This window comes from Halpernia frigidisoli (assembly GCF_900113805.1).
In the GTDB taxonomy this organism is placed as follows: Bacteria; Bacteroidota; Bacteroidia; order Flavobacteriales; family Weeksellaceae; genus Halpernia; species Halpernia frigidisoli.
Genome location: NZ_FOQT01000001.1, coordinates 707,494 through 733,125, shown reverse-complemented (window position 1 = coordinate 733,125; position 25,632 = coordinate 707,494). Strand labels below are relative to the sequence as shown.

General features: G+C 33.4%; 26 protein-coding genes. 20 read left to right on the top strand and 6 right to left on the bottom strand.

Going from position 1 to position 25,632, the window contains the following annotated elements:
- Window positions 1-40 precede the first annotated feature (40 nt).
- Window positions 41-364, bottom strand: a complete 324-nt coding sequence (locus BM238_RS03410; RefSeq protein WP_090078767.1) for a translation initiation factor — start codon at window positions 362-364, stop codon at window positions 41-43.
- 45 nt (window positions 365-409) lie between these two features.
- Between BM238_RS03410 and BM238_RS03405 the strand changes: the two genes are divergently transcribed.
- Complete coding sequence (locus BM238_RS03405; RefSeq protein WP_394333971.1) at window positions 410-1,528, top strand: pseudouridine synthase; 1,119 nt, start codon at window positions 410-412, stop codon at window positions 1,526-1,528.
- A gap of 40 nt (window positions 1,529-1,568) precedes the next feature.
- Here BM238_RS03405 and pncA read toward each other — a convergent pair whose 3' ends face one another.
- A complete protein-coding gene (gene pncA, locus BM238_RS03400; RefSeq protein WP_090078766.1) occupies window positions 1,569-2,174 on the bottom strand; it encodes a bifunctional nicotinamidase/pyrazinamidase in 606 nt (201 codons plus the stop codon).
- A 111-nt stretch (window positions 2,175-2,285) separates the two neighbouring features.
- Here pncA and BM238_RS03395 point away from each other — a divergent pair, with 111 nt between their 5' ends.
- The 7 genes from BM238_RS03395 (at window position 2,286) to BM238_RS03365 (ending at window position 8,041) form a co-directional block, all read left to right on the top strand.
- Window positions 2,286-2,825: a YfiT family bacillithiol transferase gene (locus BM238_RS03395; protein WP_090078765.1), complete on the top strand. Its 540-nt coding sequence runs from the start codon at window positions 2,286-2,288 to the stop codon at window positions 2,823-2,825.
- Window positions 2,826-2,958: 133 nt separating this feature from the next.
- Window positions 2,959-3,354 carry a bacillithiol system redox-active protein YtxJ gene (gene ytxJ / locus BM238_RS03390; protein ID WP_090078764.1) on the top strand — a complete coding sequence of 132 codons (396 nt, stop codon included), beginning with the start codon at window positions 2,959-2,961 and terminating at the stop codon, window positions 3,352-3,354.
- 1 nt (window position 3,355) lies between these two features.
- A complete protein-coding gene (locus tag BM238_RS03385; protein ID WP_090078763.1) occupies window positions 3,356-3,931 on the top strand; it encodes a Crp/Fnr family transcriptional regulator in 576 nt (191 codons plus the stop codon).
- A gap of 56 nt (window positions 3,932-3,987) precedes the next feature.
- Window positions 3,988-4,365, top strand: a complete 378-nt coding sequence (locus BM238_RS03380; protein ID WP_143093344.1) for an HYC_CC_PP family protein — start codon at window positions 3,988-3,990, stop codon at window positions 4,363-4,365.
- Window positions 4,366-4,465: 100 nt separating this feature from the next.
- Complete coding sequence (locus BM238_RS03375) at window positions 4,466-4,936, top strand: DUF3347 domain-containing protein (RefSeq protein ID WP_090078761.1); 471 nt, start codon at window positions 4,466-4,468, stop codon at window positions 4,934-4,936.
- 101 nt (window positions 4,937-5,037) lie between these two features.
- Window positions 5,038-5,526 (top strand): DUF305 domain-containing protein, encoded by a 489-nt coding sequence (locus BM238_RS03370; protein WP_090078760.1) that lies wholly within the window; start codon window positions 5,038-5,040, stop codon window positions 5,524-5,526.
- Window positions 5,516-8,041, top strand: coding sequence for a multicopper oxidase domain-containing protein (locus BM238_RS03365; RefSeq protein ID WP_233741901.1), 2,526 nt, complete (start codon window positions 5,516-5,518; stop codon window positions 8,039-8,041). The genes BM238_RS03370 and BM238_RS03365 overlap by 11 nt, the downstream gene beginning before the upstream one ends.
- Before the next feature lie 138 nt (window positions 8,042-8,179).
- Here the strand turns inward: BM238_RS03365 and katG are convergent, their stop codons facing one another.
- The 3 genes from katG to BM238_RS03350 form a co-directional block, all read right to left on the bottom strand.
- The gene (katG, locus tag BM238_RS03360) at window positions 8,180-10,477 is read right to left on the bottom strand and encodes a catalase/peroxidase HPI (RefSeq protein WP_090078759.1); all 2,298 of its coding nucleotides are present in this window, start codon (window positions 10,475-10,477) and stop codon (window positions 8,180-8,182) included.
- Between the two features lie 430 nt (window positions 10,478-10,907).
- A complete protein-coding gene (locus BM238_RS03355; RefSeq protein WP_090078758.1) occupies window positions 10,908-11,387 on the bottom strand; it encodes a hypothetical protein in 480 nt (159 codons plus the stop codon).
- A 55-nt stretch (window positions 11,388-11,442) separates the two neighbouring features.
- On the bottom strand, window positions 11,443-12,309 hold the full coding sequence (locus tag BM238_RS03350; protein WP_090078757.1) for a sigma-70 family RNA polymerase sigma factor: 867 nt from the start codon (window positions 12,307-12,309) through the stop codon (window positions 11,443-11,445).
- A 125-nt stretch (window positions 12,310-12,434) separates the two neighbouring features.
- Between BM238_RS03350 and BM238_RS03345 the strand changes: the two genes are divergently transcribed.
- The 11 genes from BM238_RS03345 to map all read left to right on the top strand — a co-directional run bounded on the left by BM238_RS03345 (window position 12,435) and on the right by map (window position 23,601).
- Window positions 12,435-13,034 carry a bifunctional nuclease family protein gene (locus BM238_RS03345; protein WP_090078756.1) on the top strand — a complete coding sequence of 200 codons (600 nt, stop codon included), beginning with the start codon at window positions 12,435-12,437 and terminating at the stop codon, window positions 13,032-13,034.
- Between the two features lie 7 nt (window positions 13,035-13,041).
- Window positions 13,042-14,301, top strand: coding sequence for a nucleoside permease (locus tag BM238_RS03340; RefSeq protein ID WP_090078755.1), 1,260 nt, complete (start codon window positions 13,042-13,044; stop codon window positions 14,299-14,301).
- Window positions 14,302-14,352: 51 nt separating this feature from the next.
- Window positions 14,353-14,754, top strand: a complete 402-nt coding sequence (locus BM238_RS03335) for a hypothetical protein (RefSeq protein WP_233741900.1) — start codon at window positions 14,353-14,355, stop codon at window positions 14,752-14,754.
- Between the two features lie 146 nt (window positions 14,755-14,900).
- Window positions 14,901-16,079, top strand: coding sequence for an acetyl-CoA C-acyltransferase (locus tag BM238_RS03330; RefSeq protein WP_090078753.1), 1,179 nt, complete (start codon window positions 14,901-14,903; stop codon window positions 16,077-16,079).
- A gap of 209 nt (window positions 16,080-16,288) precedes the next feature.
- Window positions 16,289-17,725, top strand: a complete 1,437-nt coding sequence (locus tag BM238_RS03325) for an MFS transporter (protein WP_090079104.1) — start codon at window positions 16,289-16,291, stop codon at window positions 17,723-17,725.
- Between the two features lie 46 nt (window positions 17,726-17,771).
- Window positions 17,772-18,698: a mevalonate kinase family protein gene (locus tag BM238_RS03320; RefSeq protein ID WP_090078752.1), complete on the top strand. Its 927-nt coding sequence runs from the start codon at window positions 17,772-17,774 to the stop codon at window positions 18,696-18,698.
- A gap of 17 nt (window positions 18,699-18,715) precedes the next feature.
- A complete protein-coding gene (locus BM238_RS03315) occupies window positions 18,716-19,600 on the top strand; it encodes a UbiA family prenyltransferase (RefSeq protein ID WP_090078751.1) in 885 nt (294 codons plus the stop codon).
- A 68-nt stretch (window positions 19,601-19,668) separates the two neighbouring features.
- Window positions 19,669-21,198: a 2,3-bisphosphoglycerate-independent phosphoglycerate mutase gene (gpmI, locus tag BM238_RS03310; protein ID WP_090078750.1), complete on the top strand. Its 1,530-nt coding sequence runs from the start codon at window positions 19,669-19,671 to the stop codon at window positions 21,196-21,198.
- A 93-nt stretch (window positions 21,199-21,291) separates the two neighbouring features.
- Window positions 21,292-22,272, top strand: coding sequence for an acyl-ACP desaturase (locus BM238_RS03305; protein WP_090078749.1), 981 nt, complete (start codon window positions 21,292-21,294; stop codon window positions 22,270-22,272).
- A gap of 78 nt (window positions 22,273-22,350) precedes the next feature.
- Window positions 22,351-22,782 (top strand): BT0820 family HAD-type phosphatase, encoded by a 432-nt coding sequence (locus tag BM238_RS03300; RefSeq protein ID WP_090078748.1) that lies wholly within the window; start codon window positions 22,351-22,353, stop codon window positions 22,780-22,782.
- Between the two features lie 9 nt (window positions 22,783-22,791).
- Complete coding sequence (gene map / locus BM238_RS03295; protein WP_090078747.1) at window positions 22,792-23,601, top strand: type I methionyl aminopeptidase; 810 nt, start codon at window positions 22,792-22,794, stop codon at window positions 23,599-23,601.
- Between the two features lie 57 nt (window positions 23,602-23,658).
- Here map and BM238_RS03290 read toward each other — a convergent pair whose 3' ends face one another.
- Window positions 23,659-24,858, bottom strand: a complete 1,200-nt coding sequence (locus BM238_RS03290; RefSeq protein WP_090078746.1) for a pyridoxal phosphate-dependent aminotransferase — start codon at window positions 24,856-24,858, stop codon at window positions 23,659-23,661.
- Between the two features lie 94 nt (window positions 24,859-24,952).
- Between BM238_RS03290 and rsmG the strand changes: the two genes are divergently transcribed.
- Window positions 24,953-25,588: a 16S rRNA (guanine(527)-N(7))-methyltransferase RsmG gene (gene rsmG / locus BM238_RS03285; RefSeq protein ID WP_090078745.1), complete on the top strand. Its 636-nt coding sequence runs from the start codon at window positions 24,953-24,955 to the stop codon at window positions 25,586-25,588.
- Window positions 25,589-25,632 lie beyond the last annotated feature (44 nt).

Here is a 25,632-nt window from a genome sequence, read left to right as displayed (position 1 = left end):
AGGGTTGAAAATTTATTTAAAAATTACTGATTACTTATTTTTAACCTCCAACACGTTTTGTTTTGTAACCCATTTCTTTTAAAATTACCATTATTTTATCACGGTTATCGCCTTGAATTATTATAATTCCGTCTTTTTCTGAACCACCGATTCCCAGGTTTATTTTAATTTTTTTTGAAATTTTCTTTAATTCTTCCGCGCTTCCTTCAAAACCTTCTATTAAAGTGACGGGTTTGCCGTGTCGTCCTTTTTTTTCAAATTTACAGATAAGCGGTTCTTTTTGAACAAATTTTTCCTCCGGCATTTCAAATTCCTTTTCTTCATGCTCAGGGAATAAATTTTTTAGTTGATCTCTTAAATCCATTCTTTTTTGGGGTTAAAAAATGTAAATTTAGTAATAAAAAAGATCGTGGCGAAATCCGTATATTTGCAAAAATATTCAGAAATGAGCAGAGAACGTAAAACAGGATCAAATAATAGAAAACCAGCATCAACTTCAAAACCGAAACCTTCGGCACGTTCTGCAAAACCTAAGTTTGAGAAAAAAATTGAAAAAAGAGAACCACGAATTTTAAATAATTCTGAAGTAAATTCTTTCGAAAAATCCTTCACCGCTAAACCAAGCAGATCTGCCGTTGGCAAAAGAGTAGGAAAATCTTTCGACAGCAGCGCAAAATTTGAAAAAGGCGATTATAAAGCCGGACCAAAAAAAGTCTTCAAAAACTTTGATAAGAATTTTGGAAAAGATATGACTGCCGAAAAAACGAAATCTTTTGTTTTAAAAAGAAGATTTGATAAGATCGCCAACGAAACGCCAAAAGATACTATTCGTTTAAATAAATATATCGCAAATTCCGGGATTTGCAGCAGGAGAGAAGCGGATACTTTAATCACGCAAGGTTTGGTGGAAGTAAACGGAAAAGTAACCACAGAAATGGGTTATCAGGTGGAGAAAACCGATAGAGTTGTTTTTGACGGAAATAATATTACACCAGAAAAACCTGTTTATGTTCTTTTAAATAAACCAAAAGGCTATATTTCTACAACGAAGGACGAAAAAGCTAGAAAAACTGTGATGGATCTTGTTGCAAATGCTTCACCATACAGAACATTTCCTGTAGGAAGACTTGATCGTCAGACAACTGGCGTTATTCTATTGACGAATGATGGTCACATTACTAAAAAATTGACGCATCCATCTTTTAATTTAAAGAAAATATACCACGTCACTTTAGATCGGAAATTGACAAACGCAGATTTGCAGCAAATAAAAGACGGCGTAAGACTGGAAGAAGGAGTTGCAGAAGTTGACAGCGTTTCTTTCATTGAAGGAAAACCAAAAAATGAAGTAGGAATCGAACTTCACATAGGTTGGAATCGCGTTGTGCGAAGAATTTTTAGAAAACTAGGGTATGAAGTTGATATTTTAGACCGTGTAATGTTTGCCGGCTTAACAAAGAAAAATATCAAGCGTGGACACTGGAGAATCTTGACAGAATTAGAGGTGAACACCTTGAAAATGATGTAAAAACACAAAAGAGAATAAAATTTAATTTATTCTCTTTTTTTTATCCCAAAATCGTTACACTTTTTTCCAGCATTTCATAAATTGTATTTTTTCCACTGTCGGGTTTCACATTGACAGCCTTTGTTCCGTTGAAATGTAAACAGGTAATAAAACCTTCTTTCACTGCATCAAGGCAGGTGAATTTCACACAATAATCCAAAGCTAAACCGACAATTTCAACTAATTTAATATCATGGAATTTTAAAAAATCAGCGAGATCAGTTTTTAAAAAATGGTTATTATCCTGAAAACCGCTATAACTGTCAAAATCTGCTTTCATACCTTTTTGAACAATATGCGTTACTTTTTCCCGATTAAGATCTTTGTGAAATTCTGCGCCAAAAGAACCTTGCACGCAATGATCCGGCCACATAAATTGCGGAATTCCATTCAAAATAATAGTGTCGCCCACTTTTTGTCCGTTGTTGCTGGCAAAACTTTTATGATTGGAAGGATGCCAATCTTGGGTTAAAATTATCTGATCATATTCATTGTCTTTCATCAAAAGGTTGATATATGGAATAACGGAATTAGCTTCCGGTACGGCCAACGCGCCACCTTCGCAAAAATCATTTTGAACGTCAACTATTATAAGGGCTTTTTTCATTTTAAAATTTTATTACATTTTGAGTAAATTTCTTTAAATTTACAAAAGAAAAATCTCAAAATTTTAGCCAAATAAAAGAATCAGCCAAATCGACAAATTTTAAAAATCAGAATGGACAGTTTAGAACAAAAAAAATATCCGATCGGTAGATTTGAAATACCTTTTGAGATAACAGATCAGGATATCGACCATCATATAAAGGTCATTAAAAATTTCCCAAAAAAAATAAAACATTTAGTTGAGGATCTGAGTGATGATCAACTTGACGAACCTTACAGAAAAGATGGCTGGAAGATCAGGCAGGTTATTAATCATTTGGCAGACAGTCATATGAATGCTTTTATACGTTTTAAACTGGCTTTAACGGAAGATAATCCTGTGATAAAAGCTTATGACGAAGCGCAGTGGGCAGAATTGCAGGACAGTTTTAGTATGGGAATTGATTCTTCTTTGAAAATATTGGACGGTGTGCATAAAAGATGGGTTTATGAAATGAAATGTCTTACTAATAAAGAATTTGAGCATACTTTTTTCCATCCGCAACAGAACAGAGTTTTCACTTTAAAAGAAAGTTTGACGCAGTATTCGTGGCATTGCAATCATCATTTTGCACATATCAAAAATTTAATGCTCGAAAAAAAATGGATTTAAAATTAGAAAAAAATAACAGTTTTTACTTTTAAAGTTTTTATTTAAAATTTTAAACAATAATAAAAATGAAAATTTGTTTTTAAATCAACAGCAAATTTCTTAATTTAGTCAATTAAATAAAATTATTAAAAAAATGGGTTTCTTAGATCAGTTTTTCGGAAAAAGTGATGTTTCTGAAGATGTTCAAACATCTTGGCAGGAATTAGAAAATGTAGAAGAATACAGAGATGCGCTTAGCAAATCTTTCGAAAAGCCAATTTTATTTTTTAAACACTCGACCACTTGCTTTATAAGTAAGTCTGTAAAGAAAAATTTAGAAAAACAAATCAGTCATTCTGATGATAAAGATAAAGTTGATCTTTATTATTTGGATCTTTTACATTTCAGACCAATTTCAAATTTGATGGCTAATGATTTGAACGTAACGCATCAAAGTCCGCAAGCTATTTTAGTTGTAAACGGACATTTGAAATACGATGCATCGCACGACAATATTGATTTTGACCAGGTTCTACAAGCTTTAAAGTAATTTGGAGAATTTTCAAAATTATCTGGTCAATGTTCTGGCTGTTCCCACAGGAAACTCTCCGATTTGCCAGCAGTTTTACAAAGAAAAAAAAATTGAAAAAGGTTCTTTTTTGCTGGAAGCAGGAGAGACTTGCAATGACACTTTTTTTGTAGAAAAAGGCTTGCTCAGAATGTTTTCTATTGATAAAAACGGCAAAGAACACATCATACAATTCGCACCTGAAAATTGGATCATCGGCGACAGAACAAGTCAGATCTTCAAAGAGGAATCCAGTTATTATATTGAAGCGGTTGAAAATAGTGAAATAGCAGTTTTGCCATCCGATTTTTTTTCAAATATTTTTAAAAGTAATTCTGAAGTTTCGGATAATAATTTTCGGGTGATGAATAATCACATTCGTGCACTGCAAAAAAGGATAAATCAACTACTAGGCGCAACGGCAGAAGAGCGGTATTTGGATTTTCTTAAAACCTATCCTAATGTTTTTCAGCGTGTTCCACAATGGATGGTCGCTTCTTATCTTGGTATTACGCCTGAGAGTTTAAGCAGGGTTCGGAAGAATTTAGGCAATAAATAAAACTTTTATCATAAAAATCACGTAGATATTTTAAATACCTTTGTAAAAATATTTTAGTGAAAAAGTTTTTAATCATAATGCTTACTTTTTTCTATTTCGGAACTTCTTCCGGGATGGTTTACAAGTTGCACCAATGTTTGGAAAGTTTTTCAATTTTTGCTGTAAATTCTGATCAGACCTGCAAACTTTGTAAAACTGAAAAGAAAAATGACTGCTGCAAAACGCAGTTTAAGATCGTAAAAACAAGTCCGGCAAATAAAGCCGATTTTCTTAAAATTGATTTATTAAAGCACCTTGCTTTACTTCCAAAATCAGTTTATTTAAATCCAGTTTTTAAAATTTCTTCCACGAACAGATCTTTTGTTCGTATCAATGCGCCACCTGAAAAAAGGACATTGGCGCTTTTCATTAGAGATTGTAATTTTAGAATTTAGAATAGTTAATATCCTTTTTATTATTTAAAGGATAAAAAATCGTGTCTGGAAATTAAATTTCCGGCTAATAATTATTTACTAAAATCTAAAATTTAACAAAATGAAAAAATTCATTTTCACCGCAGTATTAACAGTTTTTTCTGTAATAACATTTTCAGCGCAACAAAACGACGCTTCAATTTCTAAACTCTTTCAAAATTATCTAAGTATTAAAAATGCTTTGGTTTCTGATAATTCAGACAATGCCTCAAAGGCTGCCAATGAATTTATAAAATCTGCTTCTATGATTGACTTTAAAGTACTATCTGAAGGTAATATAAATGTTCTTAAAAAAGATGCTTCGCAAATCTCAGACAGCAGAAGCATTGATTCTCAGCGTGAAATTTTTGGTCATTTATCACAAAATATGATTTCTTTAACGAAGAATTTTAAACTGGCTGATAAATCGGTTTTTGTTCAATATTGTCCAATGGCTGATTCAAGTTGGTTAAGCTCAGAAAAAGAAGTAAAAAACCCATTTTACGGAAGTTCGATGTTGTCTTGTGGCAGCGTGAAATCTGAGATTAAATAAAATTAAACTAACGAGAATAATTAGTTTTTGGTTGCGATATTTTTTATCGTAAAGATTCTCAATTTTACAATTTCAAAAATGTAATAATTAAAAAGTAAAAAATGCAAACTTCACCTCAAAATATAAAAGAAGCAAAAAATCCGTATCCGAAATTTTTTCTAATGCTGACAGTGTCATTTATAGTCATGTACATTGTGATGTATTTAAACACTTATGAATTGGATCACGTTTATTTTAGTTTAACAAGATTTTATATGACTTGTTTAATGATCGCTTGTATGGCTCTCGTGATGCTCGCTTTTATGCTCAAAATGTATCAAAATAAAAAACATAATGTTTCGATTATCGTTGGAAGTTTAATTTTATTTTTTGGATCTCTATTTCTAGTAAGAACTCAAAGTCCAGTAATTGGTGATATTCTTTGGATGAAAGGTATGATTCCCCACCACTCAATTGCAATTTTAACAAGTGAGAGAGCAGATATTAAAGATCCTGAAGTAAAAAAATTAGCAAACAGTATCATTTCGGCTCAGAAAAAAGAAATCCTTGAGATGAAAGCGATTATAAAAAGATTAGAAAATGAAAAATAGAAATACATCTAAATACATAATTGCTTTAATGCTTTTCTTTTCTTTACAAGGGTTTTCCCAAATGAAGGACATGGATATGAATGGTATGAAAGGGATGAAAATGGAGGTCAAAAAAGAGAGTAAGACCGATACAAAGAAGAAGATGAAAATGACTGGGAAGTTGGACAACAAACCAGTTGGTAAGATCAAAATGAAGATGAATGGAAAGGAAAAGATGCAAATGAATGGAATGACCGGAATGAAAATGGACGTCAATAAAAAAACAAAATCAGACGAAAACGGAAAGATTTCTTTTGGTGGAAAAACCGTTCGATATGATCTATATGTAAAAGACACTTTGGTTAATTTTAGCGGAAAACCAGCAAGAGCAATAGCAACAAATGGAAAATTGCAAGCGCCAACTTTATATTTTACTGAAGGAGACACGGCAGAAATTTATCTGCATAATATGCTAAAAGAAAACACGGGTTTGCACTGGCATGGCGTTATTTTGCCAAATGAAATGGATGGGGTTCCCTTTCTAACTTCCAAACCCGTAAAACCTGGCGAAACTCAACTTTACAAATTTAAAATTTCTCAAAACGGAACTTATTGGTATCATTCTCATGAAGGAACGCAGGAACAGATCGGAATGAACGGCGTTTTGGTTTTTAAAGAAAGGGAAAATATGGCAGAACAAAAATTCGCGGCAGATATTCCTGTGCTTTTAGGAGAATGGACGGATGAAAACCCCAATCAAATAATGAGAAGACTTCACATGGATCAAACTGATTGGTGGGGAATTAAGAAAAAAACGACGCAAAGTTATTTTGAAGCTTTAAAAACCGGTAATGTGGGAACGAAACTTTTAAATGAGTGGAAGAGAATGGAAGCAATGGATGTAAGCGATGTTTACTATAATAAATTTTTAATAAACGGAGAAAATTCATCAGATTATTCCAATTTAAAAGCTGGAGACAAAGTTCATTTGCGTATCGTAAATGGTGGTTCATCTACTTATTTTTGGTTAAATTTTGGCGGGGGAAAAATTAAAGTTATTGCAAACGATGGAAATGAAGTTGTGCCAATTGATGTTGATCGATTAATTGTCGGAGTTTCAGAAACCTATGATATTGAAGTTACATTACCGGAAAATAAAAGTTTTGAATTTCGTGCGACTTCCGAAGACAGACAAGGTTTTGCATCACTTTTTTTAGGCTCTGGTGAAAAAATAAATGCGCCGATTCTCCCAAGATTAGAACTTTTCAAAGGAATGAAAATGATGAACGGGATGATGAAAATGAGCGGTGATATGAAGCCAATGAGTATGCAGATGGGCAATCAGACGATGGATATGAATGAAGTAATGTATCCTGAATTGCCTGAAAGTCAAAAAATGGCAACTATGGATCACATGAATGAAATGATGGGAATGAGTGAAAATTCTCAAAATATGAAAATGGATCACAGTAAGATGGATATGAAATCTGATATGAAAATGGACGGAATAACCATGAATTCTAGTGATCAAAAATCAATAAAACGTCTTACTTATAATATGCTGAAATCCACAGAAAAAACGATTCTACCGGAAGACAATGTGAGAACACTCAATTTTACGCTGCAGGGAAATATGCGCAATTATCTTTGGACTTTAGATAATAAAACGGTTGCAGAAACTGATAAAATTTTGATAAAAAAAGGAGAAGTGATCAGGATGGTAATTTATAATAACTCCATGATGCGGCATCCAATGCACCTTCATGGTCACGATTTTAGATTGGTGAATTCAAAAGGTGAATATTCGCCTATGAAAACTGTGGTCGATATTGGTCCGATGGAAACCGACACTATTGAATTCGCTGCAAACCAGGACGGCGACTGGTTTTTTCACTGTCATATTTTATACCACATGATGACTGGAATGGGCAGGGTATTCAGTTATGAAAATTCTGCGCCTAATCCGCAATTACCTCATAAAGAAATGTCTTACAAAATGTTTAAAAAAATGAACAACATGGTAAACACAACGGCGATGCTTGATGTTTCATCAAATAAACTTCATTTAGAAAATATGACTATGATCGGTCCACGCTGGATGAATGTAAATGAACTGCACTCTAATTACAGTTTTATGCATTATGAAGGGAGCATAAAAGTAGGAAGGTTTTTAGGCAAGTACCAATGGGCGTTGCCTTACGTCGGTTTTAGAACTTACAAAACACATGATATGGCGCAAACCTGGTTTGGTCAAAATGTTAAACCAAAAGATCAAAATGTAGCGATCGTAGGTATGAAATATATTCTTCCCCTATTGGTGATTGCGGACGCAAACGTAGATCAAAATGGTAAAGTTGTTTTAGAATTAAGCCGCGAAGGAATTCCACTTTCACCAAGACTCCGGGGAAATTTTTCCGTTAGTTCTGATAAGGAATATGATTTTGGCTTAAAATATATTTTGCAAAAGTGGCTGGCTGTCTCCACTAATTATGATAGTGAATATGGTTTTGGCGCAGGTTTAACTTTTATGTATTAAATGAATTTTTTTATGTTTTTAAATTAAAAAATTATTTAAAATAATCAATGATTTTAATATTTAATAGAACACATTTAAAATAAAATTGCCCGATAAATTATTTTATCGGGCAATTTTTATCATTTTTTAAACGAGAAATTATTCGTCTTTTACGTCATAGCGGTCAAGCATCATCACTTTATCCCAAACTGATACAAAATCTTTTACAAATCTTTTTTGTCCATCATCTGCTGCGTAAACTTCCGCAATATTTCGAAGCTGCGCATTAGATCCAAAAATCAGATCGCATCGGGTAGCAGTATATTTTGTAGCTCCGCTTTTTCTATCATTTAAATTAAAAAGTATTTCATCCGAACTTTGTGGAACCCATACGTAATCCATACTTGTCAGCACTTTGAAAAAGTCATTTGAAAGATGTTCTGTATTTTCTGTGAACATGCCATGTTTTGAATGGTCGTAATTTTGATCCAAAACTCTAAGTCCGCCAACTAAAACCGTCCATTCCGGCGCCGTTAAAGTTAAAAGTTGAGCACGGTCAAGAAATATTCTTTCTGGCGGAACACGGTAACCTACTTTATCATTATGGTAATTTTTAAAACCATCAGAAACTGGTTTCAACCAATCAAAACTTTCCGCGTCGGTTAGTTCTTGGGTTGTATCCATTCTTCCCGATGTAAAAGGCACTTCGATTTCAACTCCTGCATTATTTGCTGCTTTTTCAACAGCTGCGCAACCACCAAGTACAATTAGATCTGCTAGAGAAACCTTTTTATTACTATTCTCACCGTTTTGAAAATCATTTTGAATGTTTTTTAAAGTTTCTAAAACATTGTTAAGTTCTTCAGGTCTGTTAATTTCCCAGTTATTTTGTGGATCCAATGCCAGACGCGCCCCATTTGCACCACCTCTTTTATCAGTGTCACGATAAATTGAAGCTGCAGACCACGCGGCAGAAACTAATGCAGAAATACTTAAACCACTATTTAGAATGTCACTTTTTAACCTAACTATATCATTACTATCTATAAGATCATGATTTAATTTTGGAATCGGATCTTGCCAGATAAGGTCTTCCTTCGCAACTTCCGGTCCTAAATAACGGTCTTTCGGACCCATGTCACGGTGCTTCAGTTTATACCAGGCTTTTGAAAAAGTTTCCGTAAAATAATCAAAATCATTCAAAAATCTTTCGCAAATCACTTTGTAATCTGGATCTACTTTTAATGCAATATCAGATGTCATCATCATTAGGTTATTCAATAGACCATCTAAATGAGCATCTGGTGTTTTTGGCGCATTTGGATCTGTTGGAGTCCATTGAATTGCACCAACCGGGCTTTCAATTTTCTTCCATTCAAATTTTAGCAAATTGGTTAAATAATCATTGTCCCATTTTGTAGGATTTGGAATCCAGGAGCCTTCAATACCATTTGTCATAGTATTAATTCCATTTCCAGAACCAACAGGATTATTCCATCCCAAACCTTGTGCATGAATTGGTGCAGCTTCAGGCGCCGCTCCAATTTTATCGGCAGAAACCATTCCGTGACTTTTTCCAAAAGCATGACCGCCAGCAATTAAAGCCACAGTTTCTTCATCGTCCATCGCCATTCTTTTGAACGATTCCCTAATATTTCTTGCGGAATCCTGAGGATCTCCATTTCCTTCAGGTCCTTCCGGATTTACATAAATTAAAGCTTGATGAGTTGCCGCTAGAGGATTTTCCAAATCGTGGTATTTTTCTTTCGGTCCGCCTATCCATCGGAGATTGGCTTTCACCATTTCATCGGGATGCCCTTTTCGTTCTTGTCCAGCCAAAGATTGATCATAAGGTTTTCCTTCCCAGAATTCCGGTCCCCAGTAGGTACTTCGATCTGGTTCCCACGCATCTCTGCGACCGCCAGCATAGCCAAAAGTCGGAAAACCCATTATTTCAAGAGAACAATTTCCTGTTAAAATAATAAGATCTGCCCAGGAAAGCGCAGCTCCATACTTTTTCTTGATAGGCCAAATCAACCTTCTTGATTTATCGGTATTTCCATTATCCCACCAGGAATTTATTGGCGCAAAACGCTGCATTCCTTGCGAAGCGCCGCCGCGCCCGTCAGCAATACGGTAAGTTCCCGCAGAATGCCAGGCCATACGAATCATTTGCGGACCGTAATTGTTGTAATCAGCCGGCCACCATTCCTGGGAATTTACTAAAAGCTCTTTAATATCTTTTTTTAAATTTTCATAATCAATTTTATTAAATGCTTCCTTATAATTTTCACCACTTAAAGGATTTGCGACAGGCTGTTCCTGATGGAGTAGTTCTACCTGAAGACGGTTCGGCCACCAATCATCAATTTGTGGTGAAGTGCCTATTGCACCACCGACGCGTGTTCCACGAAAAGGACATTTTGCCAGATCTTCTGGGTTTTCAATGTTGTTCATAAAATAAAAGTAATTTGGTTGAGAGTAAAAATTGTGGAGAAGATCTGTATAATCTTTCTTTATTAGTAAAGTTATAAAGTTTCCCGGTATCAAAAATTTTTTTTAAACAAAATCTTATAATCTTGTATAAATTTTAACAGGCAACAATTCAAATAAATGTCTTCTTGAAATTTGAATTAGGAAAATAAAAAATTTTAATAAAATATTCTCCTAAAAAATAAATTAGGAGGGACTTTTTGCATTTACTTTAAATTTTTAATCCGGTTTAAAATTTCTTTTTGCTGATTGATCGTTTTATTAATATTTTTAAAATCATGAGGATTTTGTTTAAAATATTTTTCAATTTCTGGCAGAGTTCTTTTTATTTTGTAAGCTAAATAATTGTCGTCGATTTCATCTTGAATGTTAGCAACTTCAATAATCTTTTATTTTAGATTTTCCTTTTTTTAAAATTATAATATTGAATGAACATAGAACCTGAAATTGCAAGATTAATTAACAAAATTATCCAAAATAAACCTTTTGAAAATGTTTTATCATTTAAAATTTGAATTAAACAAACTAAACCAACAACCAAATTTATTAATCCATAAGACAAATAATTACTCTTGTCTTTGGTAAATGAAGGAACTTTTCCGCCAGTGAAATATCCAGGACTATACATGTTTTTATTCCATTCTTCATCTCCTGCAAAGACATTATCATACGGTTTAACTTCACTTTCATCCAAATTTAGACTATTAACTATTTTTAATATTTTTAATATTTTTAATATTTTTAATTTGAGCATATTATCAGAATAAAGACTCAACTTTTCAATATCAATTGAATGTGGGATTTTTTTCTTATTTAAATAAGAATGAACATATTCTAAATTACAAGCAAATTTGAACTTTTTAATTAATTCCATAAAAAAAGCAGACAAAAAAATGCCTGCTCAAATTGAAATAAATTTCTTTTTAAACTTATTTACCTAAATAAGATTTCAAAATCTTACTTCTGGTATTGTGTTTTAATCTTTTGATTGCTTTTTCTTTAATCTGACGAACGCGTTCTCTTGTAAGATCAAATGTTTCACCAATTTCTTCCAAAGTCATCGGATGTTTTCCATTTAAACCAAAATAAAGACGAACTAAATCGGCTTCACGCGGCGTTAAAGTCTGCAAAGCACGTTCAATCTCAATTTGAAGAGATTCCAACATCAGGTCTTTATCCGGACTTGGAGATTCACCAGAACGTAAAACGTCATATAAATTAGAATCTTCACCTTCAACTAACGGCGCATCCATCGATAAATGACGCCCGGAATTTTTCATGGATTCTTTAATATCTTCCTCGCTCATATCCAAAACTTCCGCTAATTCTTCTGGTGAAGGTGGTCTTTCGTTTTGTTGCTCAAGATGTGCGTAGGCTTTATTAATTTTATTGATCGATCCAATTTTATTTAAAGGCAAACGTACAATTCTGGATTGTTCTGCTAAAGCCTGTAAAATAGACTGTCGGATCCACCAAACGGCATAAGAAATAAATTTAAAACCTCTGGTTTCATCGTATCTTTTTGCGGCTTTCATAAGGCCAAGGTTTCCCTCATTAATTAAATCGGGAAGGGAAAGACCTTGATTTTGATATTGTTTCGAAACTGAAACTACGAAACGTAAATTGGCTTTAATTAATTTATTAAGAGCGATTGTATCTCCGGCTCTAATTTTCTGTGCTAAATTTACTTCTTCATCAGCGGTAATTAAATCTACTTTACCGATTTCCTGTAAATATTTGTCTAATGATGCGGTTTCCCTGTTGGTTACCTGCTTTGTAATTTTTAGTTGTCTCATTGTATAACGCTCATTTTTTTGAGTACTATTTTATTATACGATGAAAATGTCTGAAAGGTTACAACATTTAAATATCTTTTGAAATTGTCAACAAAAAATTTAAAAAATAAATTATATTTGTAGCTATGGATTATAAAAAATTAACCATCAGAGGAATTTCTTACAGTCAGACACAATCTGGTGCTTACGCGCTGCTTTTGGAGCATGAAGAAACTGCAGTAAAACTACCCGTCGTAATTGGCAATTTTGAGGCACAATCAATATCATTAGGTTTAGAAAAAGATATTCATCCACCGCGACCTTTAACGCACGATCTTTTCTCAAAATTTGTGAAATCGACTGGTTACGTTCTAGAGTCAGTCATCATATATCAAATAATCGACGGCGTGTTTTTTTCAAATTTGAATTTTAAATGCGTCGCGAGTCAAGAAGAACTTATTTTAGACGCACGAACTTCTGATGCTGTTGCAATGGCTGTTCGTTTTGATGCGCCAATTTATACCACGGAGCAGGTTTTAAGTGAAGCCGGAATTTTACTGGAGTTAGATTTGCCAGCAATTCCGGGTGGTGAAGATCTGGTGATGGAAAGTGACGCAGATTCCTTAAGCAATCTGACCGCGGAAGATCTTAATAATTTACTGGAGACGGCCGTGAAGGATGAGGATTTTGATGCCGCCCTGGAAATTCAACAAGAGATAAAAAGACGAAATAAAAAAATAGATTAGTATAATAATGAATATTAAATTAAAACTGACAATTCTAAGCTTTCTTCAATTTTTTGTGTGGGGCGCGTGGTTGATAACGATTGGCGTTTATTGGTTTGGAACTAAAAACTGGAGTGGTGAAGATTTCGGGAAAGTCTTCGCAACTTTAGGAATCGCCTCGATAATTATGCCTGCTTTAACGGGAATTATTGCTGACAGATGGATCAATGCTGAAAAATTATACGGAATTTTGCATATTTTTTACGGAATTACCTTGCTTTTTTTACCAAACATTACAACGCCGGACAATTTTTTTGTGGTAATGTTGATCGCTATGGTATTTTACATGCCAACAATTTCACTTTCAAATTCTATAGCATTTTATATATTAAAAAATAATAATTACGATGTCGTAAAAGTTTTTCCACCGATCAGAGTTTGGGGAACGATTGGTTTCATAATAGCCATGTGGATCACAAATCTCACAGGAAATAAAGCGTCTGGAAATCAGTTTTATATTGCCGCTGTGATCGCTTTTGTACTTGGTATTTACTCTTTTACTTTACCAAAATGTCCACCTCAGAATCTAATCCCAAAAGATGCATCTTTAACGGAAAAATTAGGTTTAAATGCTTTTGCTTTATTTAAAGACTATAAAATGGCGCTTTTTTTCCTGTTTTCTTTATTTCTTGGTGGAGCTTTGCAGTTAACTAATATGTATGGGGATACTTTTTTATCAGATTTTGGTAAAATTCCACAATTTGCGGATAGTTTTTTAGTTAAACGTTCGACAATTATTCTTTCAATTTCTCAGATCTCTGAAACCTTATTTATTTTAGCAATTCCTTTTTTCTTAATTAAGTTTGGAATTAAAAAAGTGATGCTCATTTCTATGTTAGCTTGGGTTTTAAGATTCGGTTTTTTCGCTTATGGCGGTCCGGAAAATGGCGGTTTATTTTTAATTATTTTATCCTGCGTCGTTTACGGAATGGCTTTCGATTTCTTTAATATATCAGGTTCTCTTTTTGTAGAAACAACCACGGATTACAAGATTCGTTCTTCTGCACAAGGATTATTTATGATGATGACTAACGGTTTTGGTGCTATAATGGGAAGTTTGTTAAGTGGATATTTAATTACAGAATATTTTACGCTTCCGAACGGTGATAAAATGTGGCATGAGATCTGGCTAACTTTTGCCGGATATGCTTTAGTTATTGCAGTTTTATTCGCGATAATGTTTAAACACAAACACAATCCAGATCTAATGGAGGAGGTAACGCATTAAAAAAATCAATCACTCAAATAACAAAACGCATTTTTTTAAAATGCGTTTTTTTTGTACTTTGGCGAAAGAGATTTTGAAATGAGAAATATGCAGTTTTTAGCATTGTTTATGGTTGTAGTAGGGAGTTTCCTGCCACTTATTCATATTCCTGTAATAGGTAATTGGAATTATTATAAAATAGATTCGAGACTTGCCTGCATGGTTTGGGGATTTTGCATAGTTATTTTTTTAGGAATCATTTTTGGCAAAATAAACATTGTTCGGATTTTTTCCTCAATTCTTTTGGTGCTTTTCATTTTTACAATAATTGCAGTAAAATTTAAATCCCTGGATTATTTTAGTTTTCTTCCCTTTAAATCCTGGCAGGAATCTTTTGCCGGTATTGTAAGATTAAGTTGGGGCTGGATCTTCGAGTTTGCCGGAGCAATTATGCTTTTAGTTTTAAAAAAATAAAAATAAATTTAATGTGCTGAATTTAAAATTGTTCATCATTAATAAATAATCATTTATAATTAGGAGATCGCAATTGACAAAATTTGAAAATAACATAGATAAATATTGCGATAGTTGGTTTCAATAAAAATATTAAAAAATAAGATATGAAAGAAGTATTTATAGTTTCCGCGGTTAGAACGCCAATTGGAAGCTTTTTAGGAAGTTTAGCGGGAATTCCTGCGACTAAATTAGGTTCAATTGCCATCAAAGGTGCTTTAGATAAAATAAATTTAGATCCTGCCGAAGTGGAAGAGGTTTTTATGGGAAATGTCTTACAGGCCAACGTAGGACAGGCGCCGGCAAGACAGGCTGCGTTGGGTGCAGGCTTATCGAATTCTGTAGCTGCTACGACGGTTAATAAAGTTTGCGCATCAGGAATGAAGGCTGTAATTATGGCCGCACAATCGATCAAATGCGGTGATGCAGAAGTGATTGTTGCTGGTGGAATGGAAAATATGTCTGCTGCACCTCATTATTTAGATGGCAGAAATGGTGTCAAATTAGGCGATATCAAGCTGGTTGATGGTATAGTGAGAGACGGTTTGACAGATGTTTACACAAAAAAACACATGGGAAGTTGCGCTGAGATGTGCGCTGAAAAATATAATTTCTCTCGGGAAGATCAGGATAAATTTGCTATAGAATCTTACACACGCGCTGCAAAAGCATATGAAAACGGAAATTTCAAAGACGAAATTGTTTCTGTTGAAATTCCACAGAGAAAAGGTGATCCAATTATTTTTAGTGAAGATGAAGAATTTAAAAAAGTAAATTTTGAAAAAATGACTTCATTAGCAACAGTTTTTCAAAAGGAAAATGGAACTATAACGGCAGCAAATGCTTCACCAATAAATGACGGTGCTTCAGCGCTGGTTTTAATGTCAAAAGAAAAAATGGAAGCTTTAAACTTAAAACCTTTAGCAAAAATAATTTCTTATGCAGATGCAGCGCACGAACCGGAATTTTTCACAACAGCACCTTCAAAAGCTCTTCCAAAAGCTTTAGCAAAAGCAAATCTTAATTTAGATGACATTGATTTTTTTGAACTAAATGAAGCTTTTTCTGTGGTTGGACTGGCTAATATGAAGATCATGAATTTAGATCCTTCGAAAGTTAACGTTAACGGCGGCGCAGTTGCTTTGGGACATCCACTTGGTAATTCAGGATCAAGGATTTTAGTGTCTTTAATTAATGTTTTAAAACAAAATGGAGGTAAGCTTGGTGCAGCAGCAATTTGTAATGGCGGCGGCGGTGCTTCTGCAATGGTGATAGAGCTAATGTAGAAAATCAGTTCTATATTTAATAAGATTTTCGTCAAATCTGAAAAAAAATATTTGACGTATATTTTACCAAATAATGAACTTTTGACCGCTAACAAAAAAAATTAAATCAGAATTCAAACAAATCATTTATATTTGTCTGAATTCTGATTTATTATTTAAAAAACAAACTAAAAACCTTGGAAAAACAAATCAAAAATAACCCAAAAATAATGAAAGCCTGGGCGCTTTATGATTGGGCAAACTCGGTTTATTCGCTCGTTATCACGTCCACTATTTTCCCAATATATTACACGAATCTCACGACGGCTTACAAGAAAAAAGTTTTTATAGAAAGTACCGGTTTATGGAAAGAAATACCGGTTCCTCATATGATCAAAATATTGGGAACTGCTTATGAACCTGCGGCATTATTCAGTTTTTCGTTGACTTTATCATTTCTAATAGTTGTAATTATTTCGCCAATATTATCTTCTTTGGCAGATACAATTGGAAATAAAAAATCTTTTTTACAATTTTTCTGTTATCTCGGCGCAACTTCCTGTATGGGATTAGCGATGTTTACAGGAATTCAGAATGTTTTTTTAGGACTTCTTTTTAGTGTCACCGCAAGTGTTGGTTTTTGGGGAAGTCTTGTCTTTTACAACTCCTTTTTGCCCGATATTGCCACGCCTGATAGGCAAGATGCGCTTTCTGCAAAAGGCTACGTTTACGGCTACATTGGTTCCGTTATTTTATTGATTATTTGTCTGCTTCTAATTCAGGTTTTAGCAAAAACACCCGCTGAATCTTTAACTTATACTAGAATTACTTTTTTACTTACGGGAGCGTGGTGGTTTGGTTTTTCACAATATACCTTCAAGCATTTACCACAATTTGGTTTGGTTAAAGATAATTTACCAAAAGATCTTGTGCTTTTAAATTATAAAAATATCTTCAAGGGACACGAAGAACACGGCGGTTTCTTTGAAGTTTTAAAAGATAATATCGCCTTTTATGTAGATGTTGCTAAAGAAAGTTTTCGGGAATTGTTTAAAGTGGGAAAAGATCTCTTTAAAAACCGTAATTTGAAATTCTTTTTATCTTCATTTTTCTTCTATAGCGTTGGGATGCAAACGATTTTCTTAATGGCTACTTTATTCGGTACTTCAGAAATTTTCACAAGAGATGAAGACCAGTATAAATTGATTATTACCATCTTAGTTATTCAAATAGTTGCTATTTTTGGAGCATTGGCTTTCTCAAAACTTTCTCAAAAAATAGGGAACAAAAATGTGATCAGTATTGCCGTTTTTATCTGGATCATTTGCTGTTTATCCGCTTACTTTCTAAATAAAGAAAACCCTAAAGTTGAGATGCAGTTTTATATTTTAGCGGCATTTATTGGTTTGGTAATGGGAGGTTTGCAGGCAATGTCCCGCTCAACATATTCTAAATTATTACCGGAAGATTCAATGGATAATACTACCTATTTCAGTTTTTATGACGTTTTAGAAAAATTAGCCATCATTTTAGGGTCTTTAATTTTTGGCGTGGTAATTCAGAAATTTCACAATATGCATTACGCATTTATAGGAATGTCATTTTTCTTCGCAATTGGCCTGATTTTAATACGTTTTCTTAATTCAAAACCGCTTGATTCAAAATAAATTTAAGTCTGCTTTATTTTGTATATTTGCAACGTTAATAGATTAAATGACAAACCCTTTATTTTACGCTAAGATCCTTCTTTTTGGAGAATATGGAATCATTGAAGACTCTCAAGGTCTGACGGTTCCTTACAGCTTTTATAAAGGCACATTAAAGTTTTCTGATTTAAATTCTGATTTTGAGAAAAAGTCAAATCTTTCTTTAAATAAATATTCAGATTATCTAGAAAAAATCGATCTTCCAGAAGATTTTCAATTAAATATTGACTCACTCAAAAAAGATATTTCAAAAGGTTTATTTTTTGATTCTAATATTCCGCAAGGTTATGGCGTAGGAAGTTCCGGCGCTTTGGTTGCGGCTATTTTTGAAAAATATTCTGTAATAAAACGCACGCCTGAAAGCATTAGCAAGGAAGGTTTAAAAAATCTTAAAGTGGTTTTTGGTTTGCTGGAAAGTTATTTTCACGGCAAAAGTTCAGGTATTGATCCATTGATTTGTTACATGAATTTGCCGATTTTAATTGAAGATCGCAATAATGTGGACAAAGTTTCTATCCCAAAACAGGAAGCTGGTAAAGGCGCTATTTTCCTGATTGATTCAGGTTCTGTTGGTGAAACCGGTCCAATGATTCAGATTTTCTTTGAAAAATTGAAGAATGAAGGTTTCCGTAAAACATTAAAAGAAGAATTTATTCGCTACAACAATGCTTGCATTGATACCTTTTTGAAAAAAGAAATGAATCCATTCTTTAAAAATTTGAAAAAATTATCTTTTTGGGCTTTTGAACATTTTAAACCAATGATTCCGGAAAATATCTGGATGGCCTGGAAGAAAGGTCTAGAGTCAAACGCTTATTATTTAAAGCTTTGCGGAAGTGGCGGCGGCGGTTATATTTTAGGTTTTTCTAAAGATTATCCGAAAGCAGAAAAAATGCTCGAAGGTTTCGACAAAGAAGTGATTTACAGATTTTAATCTAAAAATTCTGTATTTTGAACAAAAGTCTTTTTTACAGAATTTCTCAGTTTTTTGGTTTTCTATTAGGTGCTAAAGTTTTTGTTACGGCGCTTTTAGCCTTTGCACTTTACGTTTCTACCTATTTTCTTTTTAATAAATTTGAATCTTTCCGAATTTTTATTTTTGATTATAAAGTTCATGGTTTAATTCTTTGTTCGTTACTAAGTATTTTGGCGGGTGGCATTATCAATCAATTTTACGATAAGGAAAAAGATATTTTAACAAAACCATTTAGAAGCAGAATCCAGAATTTTCTAAAACAGCGGTATTTTCTTTATGCCTATATTTTTTTAAATCTGTCATCTCTGGGAATAGCAGCGTTACTGTCTTCACGAATATTTTTATTTCTATTAATTTATCAATTTTTAATGTGGTTTTATAGTCATAAATTAAGCAAAATATTATTTTTAAACAATATAACTTTCGTCGCATTAACGCTTTATCCATTTTTTGGAATTTTAATTTATTATAGAAATTTTTCTTTAGAAATTGTTTATTCGGCTTTATTTTTATTTTTTACTTTGCTTATTCTAGATGTTTTAAAAGATACGTTGACGAAAAACGCTGATAAGATTTTTAATTATTCCACGATCCCAAATGTTTTTGGAAATAAAGTAACAATCGTCAATCTTGTTTTTTTAATAGTAATTGATATTCTAATTTCAATGAAGATTATTGATCATAATGGTCTGAATAATATATGGACTTATTATTTCGCGTTAGGGATTTTCGTTTTTATTTTCTGTATTTATTTTTTAGTGAATAATTTAAAAAATTCTAAATTTTTGACATTAAATTTATTACGATTCTGGCTTTTCGTCGGAATTTGCGCCATGCTCCTGAATGGCATTTTTAATTAATTTATTACTAAAAAATTATTATTACCATTTTCAATTTTGTAAATTTGTTGTACTAAAATCAAACAAAAATGTCAAAAAAAGCCATACTCGCCATACTTGATGGGTGGGGTTTGGGATTAAATCCTGAAGTTTCTGCACTTGCAACTGCAAACACACCTTTTATCGATTCCTGCTATGAAAATTTTCCGCACACAACTCTCGAAGCAAGCGGACCTGCGGTTGGTTTACCATTTGGTCAAATGGGTAATTCCGAAGTTGGACATATGAATTTGGGCGCCGGAAGGGTAGTTTATCAAAATTTGGTGAAGCTAAATATGGCTGTTGAAAATGCTACATTAGGAAAAGAAAACGTAATAACTGATGCGTTCAAATATGCAAAAGAAAATTCTAAGAAACTTCATTTTATTGGTTTGACATCTGACGGCGGTGTTCATTCTCATATTAATCATTTAAAAGGATTACTAACTGCAGCGGCAGAATATGGTTTGGATAAAAATGTTTTTGTTCACGCATTTACAGACGGTCGTGATTGCGATCCGCATTCAGGAAAGGATTTTATCGCAGAACTTTTAGACCACATGAAAATTTCTACCGGAAAACTGGCAACTGTAGTCGGAAGATACTATGCAATGGATCGTGACAAACGTTGGGAACGCGTGAAATTAGCGTACGATGCAATGGTGAATGGAGAAGGAGCGCACTCAAAAGATATTTTAGAAAGTATTCAAAAATCCTATGATGAAAACATTACGGATGAATTTTTAAAACCAATAATTTTAGAAGGCGACAATCATTTACCTGTCGCTAAAATTGAAAATGACGATGTTGTTTTCTGTTTTAATTTCCGAACAGATCGTGGAAGAGAGATCTCCGAGGTTCTTTGCCAAAAAGATTTTCCTGACTATCATATGCAAAAATTAAATCTATATTATGTCACTATGACTAATTATGATAAAGAATTTGAAAATGTGCAGGTCGTTTTTGACGAAAAAGTTTTAACAGAAACACTTGGTGAAGTTTTAGAAAAAAATGGAAAAACTCAAATTCGGGTAGCAGAAACTGAAAAGTATCCGCATGTTACATTTTTCTTTTCCGGCGGTCGTGAAGAACTTTTTGAAGGTGAAAGAAGATTGCTTTGTCCCAGTCCAAAGGATGTCCCGACTTATGATTTTAAACCTGAAATGTCAGCCTATGATATCACTGAAAAAATATTGCCCGAAATTGAAAATGAAACGTCCGATTTTATTTGTTTAAATTTTGCAAATACAGACATGGTAGGTCATACCGGCGTTTTTGAAGCGGCAGTGAAAGCTGCGGAAGTTGTTGATTCGTGTATAGAAAAGGTGGCGAAACTAGCTTTCGAGCATAATTATGCAGTATTTATATTAGCCGATCATGGAAACAGTGATGTAATGATCAATCCAGATGGTTCGCCAAATACGCAACATTCAACTAATTTAGTGCCTTTGATCGTGATGGATAAAGAAAAAACGTGGGCTTTGGAAAAAGGTAAATTAGGCGATGTTGCACCTTCAATTTTGCATGTGATGGGAATTAAAATTCCGGAGATAATGACTGGTAATGTTTTGGTAAGCTAATTGCAATCACGATAATAGAGATATTTAACGAAATACTATGCTAAAAATAATATTTTAAATATTACTTTTGCAACATCCTTTTAAAAATATAAAATGTACAATAAATTAGTCAGGTTAGAAGTAATGAATAATTTGGGGAAAGAAGTGGAGGATTTTAAAAACTCTTATCTTACTCCTGTTGATAAAATTTGGCAACCTTCAGATTATTTACCAGATCCTACTTCAGATAATTTTAAATACGAACTTCAGGAATTGCAAAGTCTTGCGCAGGAAATGCCTTATGACTTATTTGTCACTCTTATTGGTGACACAATTACAGAAGAAGCACTTCCAACCTACGAATCCTGGTTGATGGGAATTGATGGTGTGAATCAGGAAGGAGGCGGTTCTGGTTGGGCAAGCTGGATCAGACACTGGACTGCGGAAGAAAACAGACATGGAGATTTGCTAAACAAATACCTTTATTTATGTGGAAGGGTTAATATGCGTGAAGTTGAAATAACAACTCAGCATTTGATTCAAGATGGTTTGGATATTGGAACTACAATGGATCCGTATAGAAATTTTATCTACACAAGTTTTCAGGAAACTGCAACCAATGTTTCCCACAGAAGGGTAGGAACGTTTGCAAAACAGGCTGGTAATAAAAAATTAGCCCAAATGTGCGGGATGATCGCTGCAGATGAAGCCAGACATGCAAAAGCATATAAGAGTTTTGTTACCAGAATTTTAGAATTAGATCCATCTGAAATGGTTTTGGCCTTTGAAGATATGATGCGAAAAAAAATTGTGATGCCGGCACATTTAATGCGTGAATCAGGTCAGCAAGCTGGTGAACTTTGGAGTCATTTCTCTGACGCTGCGCAAAGATGTATGGTTTATACCGGACAGGATTATATTGATATTTTAGCTGATTTACTTTCTGAATGGAAAATAGAGCATTTGACCAATCTAACTGAAAAAGCGCAAAAAGCACAGGAATATTTAATGAAATTGCCATCAAGACTGCAAAAAATTACAGAACGTATTGCAACTCCTGATTTGGAATATCAGTTTAAATGGATCAAATCTTAAAAAATTAAATTAAATTTACAAAGTGTTGATTTTTCAACACTTTTTTTATTTTATATATTTGCACAATTAAATTTAGGAATGACTACTAATAAAAAACTAGCAATAGACTTCGACGGTACAGTCGTTGATGATGCTTACCCTGGAATTGGAAAACCAAAAACATTTGCTTTTGAAACTTTAAAAAAATTCCAGGCTGAAGGTTACAGATTAATTTTATGGACATACAGACATGGAAAAACTTTGGATGAAGCTGTAGAATTTTGCAAAAAGAATGGAGTAGAGTTTTACGCTGTTAATTCCAGTTTTGAAGGTGAAGTATTTGATTTACAAACACAGTCCAGAAAAATTGATGCTGACCTATTTATTGATGACCGCAATTTAGGAGGTTTTCCTGGTTGGGGTGAAATTTATAGAATTGTAACAGAGAGAATAGAATTTAGAGTTGAAGGTACAGAAGTTTTAGCGTATTCTAAAATTAAAAAAGATAAAAAGAAAGGCCTTTTTTGGTAAAATAAGAAAATGATTCAGTTAAAAACGATAGAAGAACTTCGCTTGATGCGCGAAAGTGCGCAATTGGTCTCCAAAACTTTAGGACTTTTAGCTAAGGAAATAAAACCTGGCGCTACAACTTTGCATTTAGATAAATTAGGTGGAGAATTTATACGTGACAACGGCGGCGAACCAGCATTTTTAGGAATGTATGGTTTCCCCAATAATTTATGCATTTCCCCAAATGCAGAAGTTGTTCACGGCATTCCAAATGAGAAACCTTTGGAAGAAGGTGATATTTTATCTGTTGACTGCGGCGTTTACATGAATGGTTTTTACGGAGATCACGCTTATTCTTTTCAGGTAGGAGAAGTAGCGCCGGAAACTAAAAAATTATTAAAAATAACCAAAGAGTCTTTGTATAAAGGAATTGAGCAATGTGTTCGGGGAAAAAGAGTTGGAGATATTTCTTATGCAATCCAGAATTATTGCGAAAAAGCAGGTTATGGTGTTGTTAGAGAATTAGTTGGTCATGGTTTGGGCAAAAAAATGCACGAAGATCCACAAGTTCCCAATTACGGCAGAAAAGGCAGCGGAAAAGTCATAAAAGACGGAATCGTTCTCGCAATTGAACCAATGATAAACTTAGGAACAGAAAAAGTCAAATTTCACAAAGACGGCTGGACGGTCACAAGTTTAGATATGTCGCCATCCGCGCATTTTGAACATGATGTTTGTGTAATTGAAGGAAAACCGGTTTTGCTTTCAACTTTTAAATATATTTACGAAGCGCTTGGAATTATTTCTGATGAAGAAAAACCTTTCATTAGAGATTTTTAAAAAATAGAAAAGACTTCAATATTTTGAAGTCTTTTTTTTCTATTAAATTTTTTGTTTCTAACTTTCAACCGCGTTTTCCAGACATTCTTTTATTCTTTTCATTGCTTCTTTTAAAATTTCCTCGGACGACGCGTAAGAAATTCTCATACATTCCGGACTTCCAAATGAAACGCCACCAACCGTCGCAACATTGGCTTTTTCTAATAAAAACATAGAAAAATCATCGGAATCGTTAATTTTTACACCATCTAGAGTTTTTCCAATATAATAAGAAATATCCGGGAAAAAATAAAATGCAGATTTTGGTAAAAATAATTTAAAACCTTTGATATCTTTTAAAAGGTCAAAAGTTAAATCACGTCTTTTTTGAAAGGCTTCGATCATAAAATGATATTCTGATGGATCGGTTTCCAAGGCAGTTATTGAAGCTCTTTGCGCAACGGTATTTGCACCACTTGTCATTTGTCCCTGAATTTTTTCACATCCTTTTGCTAACCATTCCGGACAGGCAGAATAACCAATTCTCCAGCCGGTCATTGCATAAGCTTTTGACATTCCATTAATTACAGCAACCTGATTTTTAATTTCATCAAATTGTGCTATCGAAACATGCTTGGTTTCATAATTTATAAATTCATAGATCTCATCTGAAATCACCGTTACATGCGGATATTTTTCAATCACTTTTGCGAGAGATTTTAATTCTTCATAAGTATAATAACTTCCTGATGGGTTGCAGGGAGAACTGTATAAAAGCGCTTTTGTTTTAGGCGTAATTGCTGCTTCTAATTGTTCGGCAGTCATTTTAAAATCTGTTGTGTAATCCGTTTTTATAAAAACAGATGTTCCATCCATCATTTTCACCATTTCATCGTAACTTACCCAATAAGGCGTTGGTAAAATCACTTCATCGCCTACATTTAAAAGTGCTGCCAAGACATTTATAATTGATTGTTTTGCCCCATTGGAAACGCAGATTTGGCTTGGTTTAAAATCTAAATTATTATCTCTTTTTAATTTAAAACTTACTGCTTCACGAAGTTCCATAAATCCCGGGACCGGACTGTAATGACTGTAGTTTTCATTTATAGCTGTAAAAGCAGCCTGTTTAACATTTTCTGGAACATCAAAATCAGGTTCGCCTAAAGTCAGACTTATTACATCTAAACCTTTCGCCTTCATTTCACGCGCTTTATTTGACATTACAAAAGTTTGGGAAAAACTTAATCGGTTCAGTCTGTCAGATAGTAAATTCATGTATATTTAGTTTTAACAAATATAAAAATTTGATTTGAGTTAAGCACTTTCATTTCAATCTTAAAACCTTTATTTTTGCAATATATTTTAAATTATGTCTAAAGAAATCATCACCAAATATTTTCCGGATCTTTCAGAAAACCAAATAAATCAATTTGCTTCGCTACAAGAATTATACACGGAATGGAATGAAAAAATAAATGTCATTTCCAGAAAAGATTTAGATTCCTTATATGAAAAGCACATTTTGCATTCTCTGGGAATCGCAAAAGTAATGGCTTTTTCACCGAATACGAAAGTATTGGATATTGGTACTGGCGGGGGTTTTCCAGGGATTCCTTTAGCTATTTTATTTCCAGAAACACAATTTACTTTGGTTGATTCTATTGGTAAAAAAATTACTGTTGTTAAAGCCGTTGCTGAAAGTTTGGATTTAAAAAATGTAGAAGCTTTTCATGAAAGAGCAGAAAATATAAAAGGAAAATTTCATTTTGTGGTAAGTAGAGCAGTGACGCAAATGCCTGTTTTTCTGCGTTGGTTAAGAGGTAAATTTGAAAAAGAGCAAATAAATACGAAGCATAATGGCGTTTTGTATTTAAAAGGTGGTGAACTTGCCGAAGAATTACAAGGCTTAAAAGCTGAGATTATCCCTTTAAAAAGTTATTTCGAAGAAGAATTTTTTGAAACCAAAAAAGTAGTTTATCTTTCTAAAGGAAATTTTAATTCTTAATTTTCATTCAACTTTTTTATTTGATTTTGCTTAAATTTAAAATT